Genomic DNA, 15,002 nt, shown 5'->3' with positions numbered 1-15,002 from the left:
TCTCATTCTCCGGATCGTCCGTCCCCGTCCACCGGGTTCGCTGCGTCGAGGATGCCGGGAAGCGCCCGGAGCAGCGCACCCACCTCGTCGTCGCGAAGGTTCAGCGGCGGCATGAGCCGTACGACGTCGGGGGCGGGCGCGTTCACCAGGAACCCGGCCTCCTGGGCCGCCTGCTGCACCTGCGGTGCGTGCGGCCCGGTGAGCACGATACCCAGCAGCAGACCGGCACCCCGAACATAATCGATCAACGGGTGGCCCAGCGCCTCGATTCCCTCGCGCAGCGCGGCACTCTGCCGCTTGACGTTCTCCAGCAGGCCCTGGTCCGCGATGGTGTCGAGGACGGCGAGCCCGGCGGCGCAGGCGACCGGGTTGCCGCCGAACGTCGTGCCGTGGTGGCCGGGGTGGAGCAGTTCGGCGGCCCGGCCGAAGGCCACCGTGGCGCCGAGCGGCAGTCCGCCGCCGAGCTGCTTGGCCAGGGTGACGACGTCGGGCAGCACGCCCTCGTGGGCCTGGTACTCGAACCAGGTGCCGGTGCGGCCGATGCCGGTCTGCACCTCGTCCAGGACCAGCAGGGCACCGGTGGCGGCCGTGATCGCGCGCGCGGCCTTCAGATAGCCGGCCGGGGGCACCACGACCCCGTTCTCGCCCTGGATCGGCTCGATGATCACCAGGGCCGTCTCCTCGGTGACCGCCGCGGCCAGCGCCTGCGCGTCGCCGTAGGGCACGTGGGTGACGTCGGCCGGCAGCGGGCGGAACGGGTCCTGCTTGGCGGGCTGTCCGGTGAGCGCGAGGGCGCCCATCGTCCGGCCGTGGAAGCCGCCGGTCGTGGCGACCATGTGCGTCCGCCCGGTCAGCCGGCCGATCTTGAAGGCGGCCTCGTTGGCCTCGGCGCCTGAGTTGCAGAAGAAGACCCTGCCCTCCCGGCCGAAGAGCTGGAGCAGCCGCTCGGCGAGGGTGACGGTGGGCTCGGCCATGAAGAAGTTGGAGATGTGGCCGAGCGAGGCGATCTGCCTGCTGACGGCCTCCACGATCGCCGGGTGGGCGTGGCCGAGGGCGTTGGTGGCGATGCCGCCGACGAAGTCGAGGTACTCCCGGCCCTCGGCGTCCCACACCGTCAGGCCCTCACCGCGCACGAGGGGCAGCCGCGGGGTGCCGTAGTTGTTCATGAGCGCGCCCTGCCACCGCGCGGTCAGCTCCTGGTTGCTCATGAGTCCCCCTTTTCGTCGGGCACGACCATCGTGCCGATGCCCTCGTCGGTGAAGATCTCCAGCAGGATCGAGTGCTGGACCCGGCCGTCGATGACGCGGGCGGTGGTGACGCCGTTGCGCACGGCGTGCAGGCAGCCCTCCATCTTCGGCACCATGCCGGAGCTCAACTCCGGCAGCAGCTTCTCCAGTTGGGAAGCGGTGAGGCGGCTGATCACCTCGTCGGAGTTCGGCCAGTCCTCGTAGAGGCCCTCGACGTCGGTGAGGACCATGAGGGTCTCGGCGCCCAGCGCAGCAGCGAGTGCCGCAGCTGCCGTATCAGCATTGACGTTGTAGACATGTCCGTCGTCCTGGCTCCGGGCGATCGACGACACGACCGGGATACGGCCGTCGGCCAGCAGGGCCTCGATCGCGCCCGTGTCGATGGCGGTGATCTCGCCGACCCGGCCGATGTCGACCAGTTCGCCGTCGATCTCGGGGGTGTGCTTGGTGGCGGTGATGGTGTGGGCGTCCTCGCCGGTCAGGCCGACGGCGAGCGGGCCGTGCTGGTTGAGCAGGCCGACCAGCTCGCGCTGCACCTGGCCTGCGAGCACCATCCGTACGACGTCCATGGCGTCCTCGGTGGTGACGCGCAGGCCCGCCTTGAACTCGCTGACGATGCCGTGCCGGTCGAGGGCGGCGCTGATCTGCGGGCCGCCGCCGTGCACGACGACGGGCTTGAGGCCGGCCTGCCGCAGGAAGACGACGTCCTGGGCGAAGGCCGCCTTCAGCTCCTCGTTCACCATGGCGTTGCCGCCGAACTTGATGACGACGGTCTTGCCGTTGTGCCGGGTCAGCCAGGGCAGCGCTTCGATGAGGATCTGGGCCTTGGGCAGGGCGGTGTGCTTCCGCGTCGTGGTCATGAGGAGTAGGCGCTGTTCTCGTGGACGTAGTCGGCGGTCAGGTCGTTGGTCCAGATCGTCGCGGTCTCGGCGCCCGCGGCCAGGTCGGCGACGATGTGCACCTCGCGGTAGCGCATGTCCACCTTCTCGCGGTCCTCGCCGACCGAGCCGTTCTTGCACACCCAGACGCCGTTGATGGCGACGTTGAGCTGGTCCGGTTCGAAGGCGGCGCTCGTCGTGCCGATCGCGGAGAGCACACGGCCCCAGTTGGGGTCCTCGCCGTGGATCGCGCACTTGAGGAGGTTGTTGCGGGCGATGGAGCGGCCCACCTCGACGGCGTCGTCCTCGCTGGCCGCGTTGATCACCTCGACCTTGATGTCCTTGCTGGCACCCTCGGCGTCGCCGATGAGCTGCCGGCCGAGGTCGGCGCACACGGTGCGCACCGCGTCGGCGAACTCCGCGTACTCGGGGGTGACGCCGGAGGAGCCGGAGGCGAGCAGCAGGACGGTGTCGTTGGTGGACATGCAGCCGTCGGAGTCGACCCGGTCGAAGGTGACCTTGGTGGCGCCGCGCAGGGCCCGGTCCAGGGTCTCGCTGTCGAGGTCGGCGTCGGTGGTGAGGACGACCAGCATGGTGGCGAGGCCGGGCGCGAGCATGCCGGCGCCCTTGGCCATGCCGCCGACGGTCCAGCCGTCCTTGGTGACCACGGAGGTCTTGTGGACGGTGTCGGTGGTCTTGATGGCGATGGCCGCCTTCTCACCGCCGTGCTCGGACAGCTGGCCCGCGGCCGCCTCGACGCCCGGGAGCAGCTTGTCCATGGGGAGCAGGACGCCGATGAGTCCGGTGGAGCACACGGCGACCTCGATGGCGCCCCGGCCGAGCACCTCGGCCACCTTCTCGGCGGTGGCGTGGGTGTCCTGGAAGCCCTTGGGGCCCGTACAGGCGTTGGCACCACCGGAGTTGAGGACGACCGCCGAGACCTGGCCGCTCCCCAGGACCTGCTCGGACCACTGCACCGGCGCGGCCTTCACGCGGTTGGAGGTGAAGACGCCCGCGGCGGCACGGCGGGGCCCTTCGTTGACCACGAGGGCCAGGTCCGGGTTGCCGTTCTGCTTGATCCCGGCGGCGATACCGGCCGCCGTGAATCCCTTCGCTGCCGTCACGCTCACTGTGTCTCCTTGTTCGCTTCTCCGCCCGTGCAGCGCAGCGGTGCGGCCTTCGTCGTCGTCTGCTGCCCGGCGGCTGCACGCGCGTCGCTCACGGCGCAACTCCGATCGTCGTCAGCCCCCTGGACTCGTCGAGTCCGAGGGCGATGTTCATGCTCTGGACGGCACCGCCCGCGGTGCCCTTGGTGAGATTGTCGATGGCGCTGATCGCGATGATGCGGTCCGCCTCCGCGTCGTACGCGACCTGCACCTGAACGGCGTTGGAACCGTAGACGGACGCCGTCGCGGGCCACTGGCCCTCGGGCAGCAGGTGGACGAACGGCTCGTCGGCGTAGGCCTTCTCGTAGGCGGCGCGGACCGAATCCGCCGTCACCCCGGCGACAGCCGACGCGCTGCACGTGGCGAGGATGCCGCGGGGCATCGGGGCCAGGGTCGGCGTGAAGGAGACGCAGACCCGCTCCCCCGCCGCTGCGCTCAGGTTCTGGATCATCTCGGGGGTGTGCCGGTGGCCGCCGCCGACGCCGTACGGCGTCATGGAGCCCATGACCTCGCTGCCGAGCAGGTGCGGCTTGGGCGCCTTGCCCGCGCCGGAGGTGCCGGACGCGGCGACGATCACCGCCTCGGGCTCGGCGAGTCCGGCCACGTAGGCCGGGTACAGGGCGAGGGAGACGGCGGTGGGGTAGCAACCGGGCACCGCGATGCGCTTGGACCCCTCCAGCGCGGCGCGGGCGCCCGGCAGTTCGGGCAGGCCGTAGGGCCAGGTGCCGGCGTGTGCGGAGCCGTAGAACTTCTCCCAGTCGGCCGGGTTCTTCAGCCGGAAGTCGGCGCCCATGTCGATCACCAGGACGTCGGGGCCGAGCTGCTCGGCGACGGCGGCGGACTGCCCGTGCGGCAGCGCCAGGAAGACGACGTCATGCCCGGCGAGCGCCTCGGCCGTGGTCTCGGTCAGCACCCGGTCGGCCAGCGGCAGCAGATGCGGCTGGAGCGCGCCGAGCCGCTGGCCGGCGTTGGAGTTGCCGGTCAGGGCACCGATCTCGACCTCGGGGTGCGCGAGGAGCAGGCGCAGCACTTCGCCGCCCGCGTATCCGCTCGCTCCGGCCACCGCCGCACGTACCGCCATGTCCATCCTCCTCGTGATGGCATGACTATACGTATCGCCGCAGTTTTATGCAACGCCTGCCGCCGGGCGCGTCCGGGACCGCTGTGGCCGAGGCGAGGCCCGGCATGCGGGCGGCCGGCGATCAGGAAATCAGTCGGGCGGCCAGGAAAAGTATCCGGTCTGGGCAGGAACAGGTTCAGGAAATGAGGTCCTTCGCGCGTTCCCCGTCGGGCTCCTTCACCGGGAAATGGGTGCGGGATGTACGCCGGCGGCGGACGGCGGGAATGACGGTGAGCAGGACCAGGGTGATCAGCGAGACCGCTCCGACACCCGTGCCCAGTCTCAGGCCGGGCGGTCGGAAGCTACAGGTGAGGCTGGTCGACGTACCGTCCAGGGGGACGGCGACGAGCCCGTGGTGGTTCAGCGCGGGGCGGGCCGCGCCGTCGCCCGTGGCGCACCGCCAGCCGGCGATCCGGGGCGCGGCGAGCACCGCGATCCCCTTGCCGTGGGCGGGCAGTTGGGCCCGTACCGTGCCGTCGGAGACGGTCACCTCGGTGGCTCCGGTGGCCGTCAGCCGGGCGGCGGCGGTGCGCAGCCCGGCGGTGTCCAGGCAGCCGACGGCACCGGCGGGGATGCTGCTGGGGCGGTTCGGGGTCAGCTGGATGCTGACCTGCCCGGAGGCGGGTGTGATGCCGAGCGGTGCCATGGCGGCGCGATTGCGCGGGTACGAGGCCTGGAACCGGGCGGAGACCCCCGAGAACCGCGCGGTGCCCGAGAAGTACGGCGCCCACAGGTGCACCTGGGTCCCGGCCGGGCAGCGGGCCGTGACCGTCGGCCGGGTCCGCGCGTTCCCGGAGCCGACCTGGCCGTCCGCGACCGGCCTGCCGGTGTCGTCGTGCACGGTGACGCGGGGCACGGTGTAGACGCGGGTGCCGAGCAGCAGTTCCTGGTTGCGGTACGGCGACGGCCCGAAGGGCGCCGCGTCGGACGCGGACCGCACGGTCACCAGGGGCGGCACGGCCCGCCGGGTGACGGTCGACGGGCCGTCGTCCGCCGGCCGATGGGTCCGGTGCGGGTCCGGCGGGTTGTGCACCCGGGCGCCGACGGAGAAGACGACGTCGGTGACGGCGTTGTCCAGGCTCTGCACACTGCGCCCGCCCGAGGTCCAGCCGCCGCCGAGCGCGGTGAAGGTACGGAAGAGGACGTCCGAGGTGAAGCTGCTGTAGTACTGGGCGCCCTGACCGTCCACCAGCAGCGGATCGTTGGCGACGGTCTGCTCGCGGCCGGGGTCGGTGCGGTACCGGGGCCAGCCGTCGGCCTCGGCGATCGCCGCCGCCTGCCGGTCCTGCCGCTGCCCCCAGGGCGCGTAGTCGTCCAGCAACTCCAGACGCTGCTTGATGGTGTCCGCGGAGGTGACGGTCGCCTCCCCCGCCTGCGTGCCGAGGAGCAGTACGACGGCCAGCCCGCCGAGTCGAGTGCGGGGCCCGGCGCGGTACAGGAGGGCGAGTCCGCCCAGGGTGCCTACGACGGCGAGCGGCAGCACCTGCCAGGTCGCCGGCCGGACCAGCGTACTGCGGCCGGCGACGGCGGTGATCAGGGCGAGCAGCGCGGTGGCGGCACCGAGGGTCCGCCAGTCGGGCGGGCCGTACGCCAGGGCGTGCCAGGCGGCGATGACCAGCAGAGCGCACAGCACGAAGGTCTGCCGGTAGGAGCTGCCCTGCGGGACGGCGAAGGCGTGCCAGGCCAGGCTGGTGGGCGCCCACTGGAGCGACAGGGTGACCGCGAGCACCAGCACCGTCCAGCCCGCGCGGACCCGGCCGGGGACCGCCCGGTGGAAGGGCAGCGCGAGGGCGAGAACCAGGGCCGTGATGCCGATGTAGAGGCCCGGGGTGCCGAAGCCGTACGTCGTCGGCAGCAGCCGGGCGAACAGATCGTCGGCCGGCGCCCGCGTGAACTGCCGGAAGTGGCCGGGAGAGGCGTGCTTGGTCCCCATGTAGATGACGACGGCGAGCGGGGCGGCCAGGCCCATGCCGAGGACGGCGGTGAGGACTGCGCGGCCGGCCGTCGCGAGGGCCTCACGGCGGGAGGGGCGGGCCAGCAGCAGGCGCAGCAGCAGGACCAGGGCGGCGCCGAGGGTGGCCATGTAGGCGGTGTAGAAGTTGGCGATCCAGGCGGCCGTGACGATGAGCACACCGGCCAGGCGTCGGCGCCCTTGGAGGGTCCATTCGCCGACCAGGCACAGCAGCGGCAGGGCGATCAGGCCGTCGAGCCACATCAGGTTGTAGTCGGCGTCCGCCAGGGTCCAGCCGCACAGCGCGTACGACGCCCCGAGCAGACCCGCCGCCCACCAGCGGCCGGGGCGCAGGGTGGGCAGGAGCCAGGCCATGGCGGCCGCGGCGCAGGCGATCTTCAGGACGGTGATGGCGTAGACCGCGAGGTCGATCTGGTCCCGGGGAAAGAGGCCCACCAGGAGCGCGAACGGGCTGCCGAGATACATGCCGAGGTCGGGCAGGAAGCTGGCGCCGTATCCGGACTGCCAGTTGACGAGGAGGCCGCCGTCGGTGTGGCCGTGCAACAGGTCCCACAGGTGGGCGTGGTACGGCACGTACTGGTTGCCCAGGTCGTTGACGGTGCGCGTGTGGGGGCCGAAGGGGTAGCTGCGCGCGAGGATGCCGGCGGCGCAGTACACCGTGAGCGCGACGGCCGCGGCGAGCAGGGCGGCGGCGCCTGCGGGATGACGGCGCCCGTCGGGCGGGGCGGTGCGGACCATTGAGCGGAGTCTCCCAGCGAATTCTTCGAGATCTCGGGAATTTCGCCGACTTAGACAGGGCGACTATGTGAATGGTTGTGCTCTCGCCGGAAAAACGGTGGCACGCGACCGGGCGGGATGAAGAGAAGGTGAATTCCGATGCCCTCCGGAAAACGGCGGTTTTCGGTGAGGTGTGGTCAGAGTGAATTTCCCTTTCGGGCGGGCGAGCCGCGGCGCGGCTTGACCTGGAGTGCGCTCCAGGTTCTACCGTTCTTGTCATGACCAGCGGACAGCCTCTCCCGCAGGACCGGGAACCGTCGTTGACCATCGCCCAGGTCGCCGAGCGCACGGGCCTGAGCCACGACACGTTGCGGTACTACGAGAAGGCCGGCCTGATCGAGCGGGTCGGCCGGACCACCGGCAACCAGCGTCGCTACGAGGCGGCGGACCTGGCCTGGCTGGAGTTCCTGCTGCGGCTGCGCGAGACCGGCATGTCGATCGCCGACATGCAGCACTTCGCACGGCTGCGGGCGGAGGGGGACGCGACGGTCGCCGACCGGCTGGCGATGCTCCGTGAGCACCGCGCCGACCTGGACGACCGCATCCGGGCGCTCAGGCGCAACGCGGCCGCGCTGGACGACAAGATCGAGCACTATGAGCGGCTGCTGCACGAACGGCAGCCGGGAACGGACGAGACGACATGAGCGAGAGCACCACCCGTGAAGAGCGCTTCGCCCACGGCCTGGAGGTCCTGAAGAAGGTCGACGGCGAGGCCGGCCGGCGGGTCGTCGACTCGCTCTCCGACGTCAGCCCCGAGCTGGGGCACCAGATCGTCACCTGGGCCTTCGGGGAGATCTATGACCGGCCCGGACTCGCCCCGCGCGACCGGCAGCTGGTCACCCTGGGCATGCTCACCGCACTCGGCGGCTGCGAGGCCCAGCTGGAAGTGCATGTGAACGCGGCCCTGAACGTGGGCCTCACGGCGGAGCAGATCACGGAGGCGCTGCTGCACTCCGCCGTCTACTGCGGCATACCGAAGGCGCTGAACGCCACCTTCGCCGCGAAGAAGGTCTTCGCCGAGCGCGGGCTGCTGCCGCTCGGACAGCAGCCCGCGCAGGAAGCGGCTACTTCTGCCTGATCCTCAGGAAGGTGATGGAGTTCGCCGGGAAGGTGTAGGTGAACGTGTCGGCGACCCCGGTGAAGGTGGACGTCTCCGGTGCGACCGCCGTGGCCGTCTCGCTGTTCACCGCGTCCGGCGCGGCGGCCAGGGTGGTCACCTTGGCCCTGGAGGCGACCTTGGCGCCGCCCAGGTCGATGGCCGTACGGGCCGCCGAGGACTGGTCGTTGACGACCTTGACGATCAGCTCACCGGTCTTCGCGTCCCGCGTCACGACCTGGCGGAACGGCTCGGCCGGCTTGTCGTCCGTGAAGCTGCCCCACTGCTGGCCGTCCAGGAAGAGGGTGACCTGGCGGCCGCGCACCTTGATGTCGACGTCGTAGGCGCGGCCGGTGTCGACCGAGCCGGGCTTGGACATCAGCGTGGACTTGCCACCGTCCACGGCCTGCTCGACCGCGGTCTGGGTGTTGTTCCAGCCGCCGATGTTCCACCAGTAGAAGTTGCCGGCGTCCTTGACCCCGAAGGCGACGAGGAAGCCCTCCTGGCCCGCCTTCTTGGTGGCCTTCACATGCAGGTCGTAGTCGTGCCAGGCCGGGTCGCCCGCGGAGACCATGGTGTTCTGGGCGGTGGTGTCGGTCTGGACGTACTGGCCGTCCTGGATGCTCCAGCTGCCGGTGCCGGTGTGGGTCCACCTGGCGGCGTCACCGGAGAAGTCGTCGTCGAGCAGGGCCGAGCCGTCGGCGGCGGTGACCTTCACGTCGTCGTAGGCGGCGCTGGTGTTCCAGGTGGACAGGCCGACGGCGCCGGTGATGGGGCCGCTGACGTTCGGCGTGGTGGTGGCCCTGCTCGGCACCACCCGGTCGCCGGCGTTGTTCATGAACAGCTTCTGGACCTCGTAGTCGGCCGAGCCCCAGGAGGCGTGGTTGTTGAACCACACCATGTCCGGGCGCCACTGCACGTAGTCCTCGTTGCTGAACAGCGGGGCGTAGGAGGCGAGTTTGACGACGTCGGCGTTGCGCTCCAGGCCGGTCATGTACGCCGCCTCGGCGAGGCCGTTCTTGAAGGCGTTGCCCTGGGAGGCGTACTCACCGAGGAACACCTTGGGGCCGCTGCGGTCGTAGGAGTCGTAGCGGTCATTGTTCTGCAGGAACCACTGCGGGCTCTTGTAGTAGTGCTCGTCGACCATGTCGACCTTGGCGTCCTGGTTGAGCTTCCAGGCGGTGTCGAAGATCGTCCCGCCGGCGTCCGGGCCGTTGTTGGAGATCACGGTCATGTACGGGTACTTCGCCTGGATGGCCGCGCGGAACTGCTGGAAGTGGGCGAAGAACTCGGTCGGCAGGGGTTCCTCGTTGCCGACCTCGATGTGGGTGAGGTGGAACGGCTTGGGGTGGCCCATCCTGGCGCGCACCTTGCCCCACGTGGAGGTCGCCGGGCCGTTGGCGAACTCGATGAGATCGAGGGTGTCCTGGATGTGCCGCTTGAGCAGGGCGTCGTCGTTCGTGGCCTTGTTCTGGCCGCAGCCGGTCACCAGGGCCGGTACGACGGGCAGGGGCATGGCGCCGATGTCCTCGGCGAAGCGGAAGTACTCGTAGTAGCCGAGGCCGTAACTCTGGTTGTAGCCCCAGAAGTTGGAGTTGGTGGCGCGGGTCTCGACCGGGCCGATGGTGTCCTTCCACTGGTACGACCGCTTGCGCTGCCAGCCGGAGGCCGCACTGTAGTCCTGCATCGAACCGGTGTTGACCAGGCAGCCGCCGGGGAAGCGGACGAAGCCGGGGTGCAGGGCGGCGACCTTTTCGGCGAGGTCCTTGCGCAGGCCGTTGGGCTCGTGCCGGTAGGTGTCGCGGGGGAACAACGACACCATGTCGAGGGCGGCCGCCGCACTGGAGGCCACGGTGAGCCGGCCGGTGGTGCTGGTGCGGGACGCGGTGAAGGTGGCCTTGCACCGGGCCCAGCCGCTCTTCTTCACCTGGATCTGCCGGGCGGTCGCGAGGGTGCCGCCCGCGTCCTGGAGGCTGACGGTGAGCGTGGTGCCGGCGTCCGCGCGGGCCCACACCGAGAAGTCGTACTTCTTGCCGTCCTCGAGGGCGATACCGGTGTTGTAGCCGGAGTTGGTGACCGATGAACCGGCGCCCACGGAGAGGTAGTCGCGGTTGCGGTCGTTGAGACGGCCGGAGTCGTCGACGACCTGGGCCGTGCCCGAGACCGTCCAGGCGGTCAGCGGGGTGTACGACGTGTTGTCGTCGGTGGAGTACTCGAAGGACCGGTTCTGGACCAGCTCGGCGTACAGACCGCCGTCGGCGGCCCGGTTGATGTCCTCGAAGAAGACGCCGTACATCGTCTTGTCGATCGCGGGCCCCTTGGTCCGGGGATCGACGGTGATCGAGTAGTCGGTGACGCTCTCGGCGTGGGCGGGGACGGCGGGCAGACCGGTCGTGGCGAGCAGAACGGCGCTCGCCCCCAGACCGAGTCTCCAGCGGGCGGTGCGTGACATGGATACTCCGCGGCTCTGAGGTGTCCCGGAGGACAGATCGTTCGAAATATCAGACATTGATCAGCACTTCGAACGCACGGTAAAAGGAGGGATGTGAACACGTCAATGGGGCGTACGGCGCGACCGTAAGCTCGACGCATGGATGTGCGGTTGCGGTACTGGCCGGTCGCCGATGCGTTGGCATATCTGGCCGGGCGCTGGCGCGTCGAACGGAGCGTGTGGGATCTGGCGAGCGGGGACGAGGGGCACTTCTCCGGGGTGACGCTCTTCAGCGCGCTGGAGGGCGGCGGGCTGCTGCACGAGGAGTCCGGGGACTTCACCTGGCAGGGCATGACCCGGCCCGCGACCCGGACCCTGCGGTTTCTCCCGGGAGCGCGGCCCGGCACGGCGGACGTACGCTTCGCCGACGGCCGGCCCTTCCACGAACTGGACCTGACGACAGGCCGGTACGTCGCCGACCACCCCTGCGCGGCCGACCTCTACCGGGGCGAGTTCACCGTCCGGGACGCCGACCACTGGAGCACGGTGTGGCGGGTCGGCGGCCCGGCGAAGGATCTGGTGCTGACCACCGACTACGTGCGCGAGGGCTGAGCCGGGACGCCGTCGAAACGGAGGTTCCAGCGGCCCCCGCGGCCGGTGACGGTGGTCGTCGACAGCGGGCGCACATCGATGTTCCAGTAGCTCGCGGGCGGCGCCTTCAGGGCGTAGACCAGGGCCGCGCGGACCACGGCGGGCTCGGCGACGGCGACGATCCGCCCGCTGTCCTCCGCCGGCCGGGTGTCCAGCCAGCCGCCCACCCGGGAGATGAAGGCCAGCAGGGACTCACCGCCGTGCGGGGTACCGCGCGGATCGGCGAGCCACGCGTCCACCGCGTCCGGCTCGCGCGCCATCGCCTCGCCCAGGGTCAGCCCGCGCCAGCGGCCCATGTCACAGTCCCGCAGGGCGAGCTGGACCAGCGGGGCGTACCCCAGGGCGTCGCCGGTGGCCCGGCTGCGCGGGGTCGGCGAGCAGTAGCGCAGCTCGGCCGCCGCCAGCGGCAGCAGGTCCCCGGCGGCGCGCTGCACCTCGTCCCAGCCGGCCCGGTCCAGCGGCCGGTCGTCCTCGAACCGCTCCGCGAGCAGCGGGGCGCTGCGCGCGGCGGCGACGAACGTCACCCTCAGTGGCATGCGGTGATGGTGGGCCCGGAGTGAGGGCAGGTCAAGGGGTGTTACCTGCGCGTTGGGGCGGATGTGTGGGCGCTCACCCGAAAGTTCTTCACGTGAAGAGGTGGACCACCGCGCATACGGCGCCTCCCCACCTCGCTGGGGCGTTGTCAGTGCCGGCTGGCATGCTGCACCCATGAACGCGATCACGACCGCTGCCGACTACGGCTGGCTCAAGGAGCGGCACCAGGGCCTTCTGGAGGCCTACTGCGTCACGCTGGTGAAGGACATGCCGCCCGGTCGGTGGCTCCAGGAGCTGGGGGCCGAGCCGGACGAGCGGGTGACCGGGGTGGAGGCGCTGTCCGAGCCGTCGTACGACGCGTGGGACGAGTACGAGGACGAGAAGCTTCTGGTCGGTGTCGCGGCCGTGGGCGACTGGACGCTGATGGTCGAGTACAACGGGTACGTCGGGACCAGGGACGAGGTGATACGCCCGCTCTCCCGTGGCCGCACCGTGGTCTCGCACTTCCGCAACGTCAACGCCGTGGACCGCTTCTCCTGGTGGCAGGACGGCGACCAGCGCCTGCACTTCGAGCCGCTCTTCCCCTCCCAGCGCCATGGCAGCCACCCCGATGAGCTGCTGAAGGAGATGGAGCAGGCCGGCTTCGACCTCAGCGAGGACGACGACCGGGACTTCCGCCGGCACACCGAGGCCGCCTTCGCGCTCGCCCAGCGGATCACCGGCGTCCAGCTGACGCCGGAGCTGTTCGAGGAGCTGGAGTTCACCTGCGGCCTGGTGACGCTGCCCTAGAGCACCTCGTCACAGGCCGCCCGCAGCCGTCGTACGCCCTCCGCGATCTCCCCGGTGCCGGCGACCGCCGCGAAGCTCAACCGCAGGTGGGCGGCGGGGGGTTCGGCGCTGAAGTAGGGGCGGCCGGGGGTGAGGGCGACGCCCGCGCGGAGGGCGGCCGCGGTGAGAACCGCCTCGTCGGTGCCCTCGGGCAGGCGCAGCCAGAGGTGGTAGCCGCCGGACGGGATGTACGGCAGGGCGAGTTCGGGCAGGTGCAGGGCGAGCGCGGCCGTCATGGCGTCGCGGCGGGCCTTCAACTCGGCCGACAGCGCCCGCAGATGGCGCGGCCAGGCCGGGGAGCCGACCAGTTCCAGGGCCGCCTCCTGCAGCGGCCGGGGGACGAAGAAGCTGTCCACGACCTGGATGGCACGCAGCCGTTCCAGCACCGGCCCGTGCGCGGCCAGGGCGCTCACCCGGAAGCTGGGCGAGGTCGCCTTGGTCAGCGAGCCGACGTGCACGACGACACCGTCCGGGTCGTCGGCGGCGAGCGGGCGGGGCAGCGGGCCCGCGTCGGCGTGCACGAGGCGCCGTACGAAGTCGTCCTCGATCACGAAGGCACCGGCCTCGCGGGCGATGCGCAGCACCTCGGCGCGCCGGCCGGGCGCCAGTACGGCACCCGTCGGGTTCTGGAAGAGCGGCTGGCAGACGAAGACCCGGGCGCCGCTCGCCCGGAAGGCGTCGGCGAGCAGGTCGGGCCGTACGCCGTCGGGGTCCACGGGGACCGGCACCGGGCGCAGTCCGGCCGCGCGGGCGAGGGCCAGCATGCCCGGGTAGGTCGGGGACTCCACGAGCACGGGGGCGCCGGGCTGGGCGAGCGCGCGCAGGGAGGTGGCCAGGGCGGACTGTCCGCCGGCCGCGATCAGCACCTCGGCCGCGGTGACGGCCCCGCCGATCCCGCGCGCGAACCACTCCCGCAGCTCCGGCAGCCCCTCCAGCGGCGGCCGTCCCCAGGCGCCGGGCCGTCGTCCGGCGCGGGCGAGGGCCGCCGCCATGGCCCGCTCGGGCTGGAGGGAAGGGTGCAGATAGCCGCCGCTGAACTCCAGCACCCCGGGCGGCGGGGCGGCCAGCGAGACCGTGACCCCGGAGGCGTCCACCGTGCGCGGTACGAGTTCGGCGGTGCCGTCGGCGCTCAGTGCGACCTCCTGCCAGGAGGTGTCCCCGGCCGGGGTCTCGGCCGCGCACGGCCGGGCACGGAAGGCACCGGCGCCGGGCCGGGTGACCACGAGCCCCTCGGCGGCCAGCTGGGCCAGCGCCCGCGAGACGGTCACCGGACTCACCCGGAACCGCTCGACCAGGGTCCGGCTCGACGGGAGCTTTCCACCCGGAGAGTAGCGGTCCAGGTCCCGTCGGAGCTGTTCTGCCAGTTCACTCACACTGCTACGCTGGTGCATGAAGAGACAGAGTAGCGCTACTGCCTCGACCCCGATAGCGGTCATCGCCCCCCGCGAGCGTCGCGGCCCCGGCACCGCCCTGGCCTTCCTCGGCGTCGCCTCCTTCTCCCTGACCTTCCCGGCCACCGCCTGGGGTCTCGAGAGCTTCGGCCCCTGGTCGCTGGTGGCCACGCGCTGCGTCCTCGCGGCGCTCGTCGCGGGCGGCTGTCTCCTGGCGCTGCGTGTGCCGCTGCCCGAGCGGCGCCATCTGCCCGGCCTCGCCGTCGTGGCGGCCGGTGTGGTGCTGGGCTTCCCGATGCTGACCACGCTGGCCCTGCAGACCTCCACCACCGCGCACGCCGCCGTCGTGGTGGGCCTGCTGCCGCTGACCACCGCCGTCCTGTCGGCCGTGCGCACCGGCAGCCGCCCCTCGCGCCGGTTCTGGCTGGCCGCGCTGGCGGGCGCCGCGGCCGTGGTCGCCTTCACCCTCACCCAGAGCGGCGGCGCGCTGACGGCCGCCGACGGCTACCTCTTCGCGGCCCTGCTGGTGTGCGCGGCCGGATACACCGAGGGCGGCCGACTGGCCCGGGTGATGCCGGGCTGGCAGGTCATCGGCTGGGCGCTGGTGCTGTGCGCGCCGCTGACCGTGCCGGGCGCCGCGGTGGCGCTCGCGTACGAGCCCGCGCATCTCACCTGGCACGGGATCGCCGGGCTGCTGTGGGTGGCGCTGGGCTCGCAGTTCCTCGGCCTGGTCGTCTGGTACCGGGGCATGGCCGCCATCGGGATCCCGAAGGCCAGCCAGTTGCAGTTGGCTCAGCCGCTGCTCACACTGGTGTGGTCGGCGCTGCTGCTCGGCGAGCACTTCACGGCGGCCGCTCCCCTGACCGCCGTGGCCGTACTGGTGTGCATCGCCGTCACCCAGCGGTCGTGAT

At 71.6% G+C, this 15,002-nt stretch carries 13 protein-coding genes; 5 read left to right on the top strand and 8 right to left on the bottom strand.

Annotation, left to right across the window (positions count from 1 at the left end; all coding sequences use genetic code 11):
- Positions 1-2: 2 nt before the first annotated feature.
- The 5 genes from ACH47Z_RS10735 to ACH47Z_RS10715 all read right to left on the bottom strand — a co-directional run bounded on the left by ACH47Z_RS10735 (position 3) and on the right by ACH47Z_RS10715 (position 7,121).
- The gene (locus ACH47Z_RS10735; protein WP_399072812.1) at positions 3-1,208 is read right to left on the bottom strand and encodes an acetylornithine transaminase; all 1,206 of its coding nucleotides are present in this window, start codon (positions 1,206-1,208) and stop codon (positions 3-5) included.
- Positions 1,205-2,107: an acetylglutamate kinase gene (gene argB / locus ACH47Z_RS10730; protein ID WP_399072810.1), complete on the bottom strand. Its 903-nt coding sequence runs from the start codon at positions 2,105-2,107 to the stop codon at positions 1,205-1,207. Before argB ends, ACH47Z_RS10735 begins: the two co-directional genes overlap by 4 nt.
- On the bottom strand, positions 2,104-3,255 hold the full coding sequence (gene argJ, locus ACH47Z_RS10725; protein ID WP_399072809.1) for a bifunctional glutamate N-acetyltransferase/amino-acid acetyltransferase ArgJ: 1,152 nt from the start codon (positions 3,253-3,255) through the stop codon (positions 2,104-2,106). The genes argB and argJ overlap by 4 nt, the downstream gene beginning before the upstream one ends.
- Before the next feature lie 88 nt (positions 3,256-3,343).
- A complete protein-coding gene (gene argC / locus ACH47Z_RS10720; protein ID WP_399072807.1) occupies positions 3,344-4,372 on the bottom strand; it encodes an N-acetyl-gamma-glutamyl-phosphate reductase in 1,029 nt (342 codons plus the stop codon).
- Positions 4,373-4,547: 175 nt separating this feature from the next.
- Positions 4,548-7,121 (bottom strand): YfhO family protein, encoded by a 2,574-nt coding sequence (locus ACH47Z_RS10715; RefSeq protein ID WP_399072805.1) that lies wholly within the window; start codon positions 7,119-7,121, stop codon positions 4,548-4,550.
- Between the two features lie 257 nt (positions 7,122-7,378).
- On the opposite strand from ACH47Z_RS10715, the gene ACH47Z_RS10710 reads away from it, so the two are divergent.
- Positions 7,379-7,804, top strand: coding sequence for a MerR family transcriptional regulator (locus ACH47Z_RS10710; RefSeq protein WP_399072803.1), 426 nt, complete (start codon positions 7,379-7,381; stop codon positions 7,802-7,804).
- Positions 7,801-8,238: a carboxymuconolactone decarboxylase family protein gene (locus ACH47Z_RS10705; protein WP_399072801.1), complete on the top strand. Its 438-nt coding sequence runs from the start codon at positions 7,801-7,803 to the stop codon at positions 8,236-8,238. The genes ACH47Z_RS10710 and ACH47Z_RS10705 overlap by 4 nt, the downstream gene beginning before the upstream one ends.
- Here ACH47Z_RS10705 and ACH47Z_RS10700 read toward each other — a convergent pair.
- Complete coding sequence (locus ACH47Z_RS10700; RefSeq protein ID WP_399072799.1) at positions 8,225-10,708, bottom strand: alpha-L-arabinofuranosidase C-terminal domain-containing protein; 2,484 nt, start codon at positions 10,706-10,708, stop codon at positions 8,225-8,227. The two genes, ACH47Z_RS10705 and ACH47Z_RS10700, sit on opposite strands and share 14 nt — an antisense overlap.
- Positions 10,709-10,846: 138 nt before the next feature.
- Here ACH47Z_RS10700 and ACH47Z_RS10695 point away from each other — a divergent pair, with 138 nt between their 5' ends.
- On the top strand, positions 10,847-11,299 hold the full coding sequence (locus tag ACH47Z_RS10695; protein WP_399072797.1) for a DUF6314 family protein: 453 nt from the start codon (positions 10,847-10,849) through the stop codon (positions 11,297-11,299).
- Here ACH47Z_RS10695 and ACH47Z_RS10690 read toward each other — a convergent pair.
- Positions 11,281-11,874, bottom strand: coding sequence for a histidine phosphatase family protein (locus ACH47Z_RS10690; protein WP_399072795.1), 594 nt, complete (start codon positions 11,872-11,874; stop codon positions 11,281-11,283). The two genes, ACH47Z_RS10695 and ACH47Z_RS10690, sit on opposite strands and share 19 nt — an antisense overlap.
- A 172-nt stretch (positions 11,875-12,046) precedes the next feature.
- On the opposite strand from ACH47Z_RS10690, the gene ACH47Z_RS10685 reads away from it, so the two are divergent.
- Complete coding sequence (locus ACH47Z_RS10685) at positions 12,047-12,661, top strand: DUF6461 domain-containing protein (RefSeq protein WP_399072793.1); 615 nt, start codon at positions 12,047-12,049, stop codon at positions 12,659-12,661.
- On the opposite strand, the gene ACH47Z_RS10680 is transcribed toward ACH47Z_RS10685, so the two are convergent.
- Positions 12,658-14,091 (bottom strand): PLP-dependent aminotransferase family protein, encoded by a 1,434-nt coding sequence (locus ACH47Z_RS10680; RefSeq protein ID WP_399072791.1) that lies wholly within the window; start codon positions 14,089-14,091, stop codon positions 12,658-12,660. The two genes, ACH47Z_RS10685 and ACH47Z_RS10680, sit on opposite strands and share 4 nt — an antisense overlap.
- Between ACH47Z_RS10680 and ACH47Z_RS10675 the strand changes: the two genes are divergently transcribed.
- The gene (locus ACH47Z_RS10675) at positions 14,090-15,001 is read left to right on the top strand and encodes a DMT family transporter (protein ID WP_399072789.1); all 912 of its coding nucleotides are present in this window, start codon (positions 14,090-14,092) and stop codon (positions 14,999-15,001) included. The genes ACH47Z_RS10680 and ACH47Z_RS10675 overlap by 2 nt on opposite strands.
- Position 15,002 lies beyond the last annotated feature (1 nt).

Source organism: Streptomyces sp. NPDC020192 (genome assembly GCF_044388685.1).
Taxonomy (GTDB): Bacteria; Actinomycetota; Actinomycetes; order Streptomycetales; family Streptomycetaceae; genus Streptomyces.
Note: the sequence above shows the minus strand (reverse complement) of the source record. Positions and strands in the feature narration are given on the sequence as shown.

Coding starts and splice junctions, on each gene's coding strand:
- ACH47Z_RS10685 (WP_399072793.1), top strand. CDS start 12,047: ATGAACGCGATCACGACCGCTGCCGACTACGGCTGGCTCAAGGAGCGG.
- ACH47Z_RS10700 (WP_399072799.1), bottom strand. CDS start 10,708: ATGTCACGCACCGCCCGCTGGAGACTCGGTCTGGGGGCGAGCGCCGTT.
- ACH47Z_RS10690 (WP_399072795.1), bottom strand. CDS start 11,874: ATGCCACTGAGGGTGACGTTCGTCGCCGCCGCGCGCAGCGCCCCGCTG.
- argB (WP_399072810.1), bottom strand. CDS start 2,107: ATGACCACGACGCGGAAGCACACCGCCCTGCCCAAGGCCCAGATCCTC.
- argC (WP_399072807.1), bottom strand. CDS start 4,372: ATGGCGGTACGTGCGGCGGTGGCCGGAGCGAGCGGATACGCGGGCGGC.
- ACH47Z_RS10695 (WP_399072797.1), top strand. CDS start 10,847: ATGGATGTGCGGTTGCGGTACTGGCCGGTCGCCGATGCGTTGGCATAT.
- ACH47Z_RS10680 (WP_399072791.1), bottom strand. CDS start 14,091: ATGCACCAGCGTAGCAGTGTGAGTGAACTGGCAGAACAGCTCCGACGG.
- ACH47Z_RS10705 (WP_399072801.1), top strand. CDS start 7,801: ATGAGCGAGAGCACCACCCGTGAAGAGCGCTTCGCCCACGGCCTGGAG.
- ACH47Z_RS10715 (WP_399072805.1), bottom strand. CDS start 7,121: ATGGTCCGCACCGCCCCGCCCGACGGGCGCCGTCATCCCGCAGGCGCC.
- ACH47Z_RS10675 (WP_399072789.1), top strand. CDS start 14,090: ATGAAGAGACAGAGTAGCGCTACTGCCTCGACCCCGATAGCGGTCATC.
- ACH47Z_RS10735 (WP_399072812.1), bottom strand. CDS start 1,208: ATGAGCAACCAGGAGCTGACCGCGCGGTGGCAGGGCGCGCTCATGAAC.
- ACH47Z_RS10710 (WP_399072803.1), top strand. CDS start 7,379: ATGACCAGCGGACAGCCTCTCCCGCAGGACCGGGAACCGTCGTTGACC.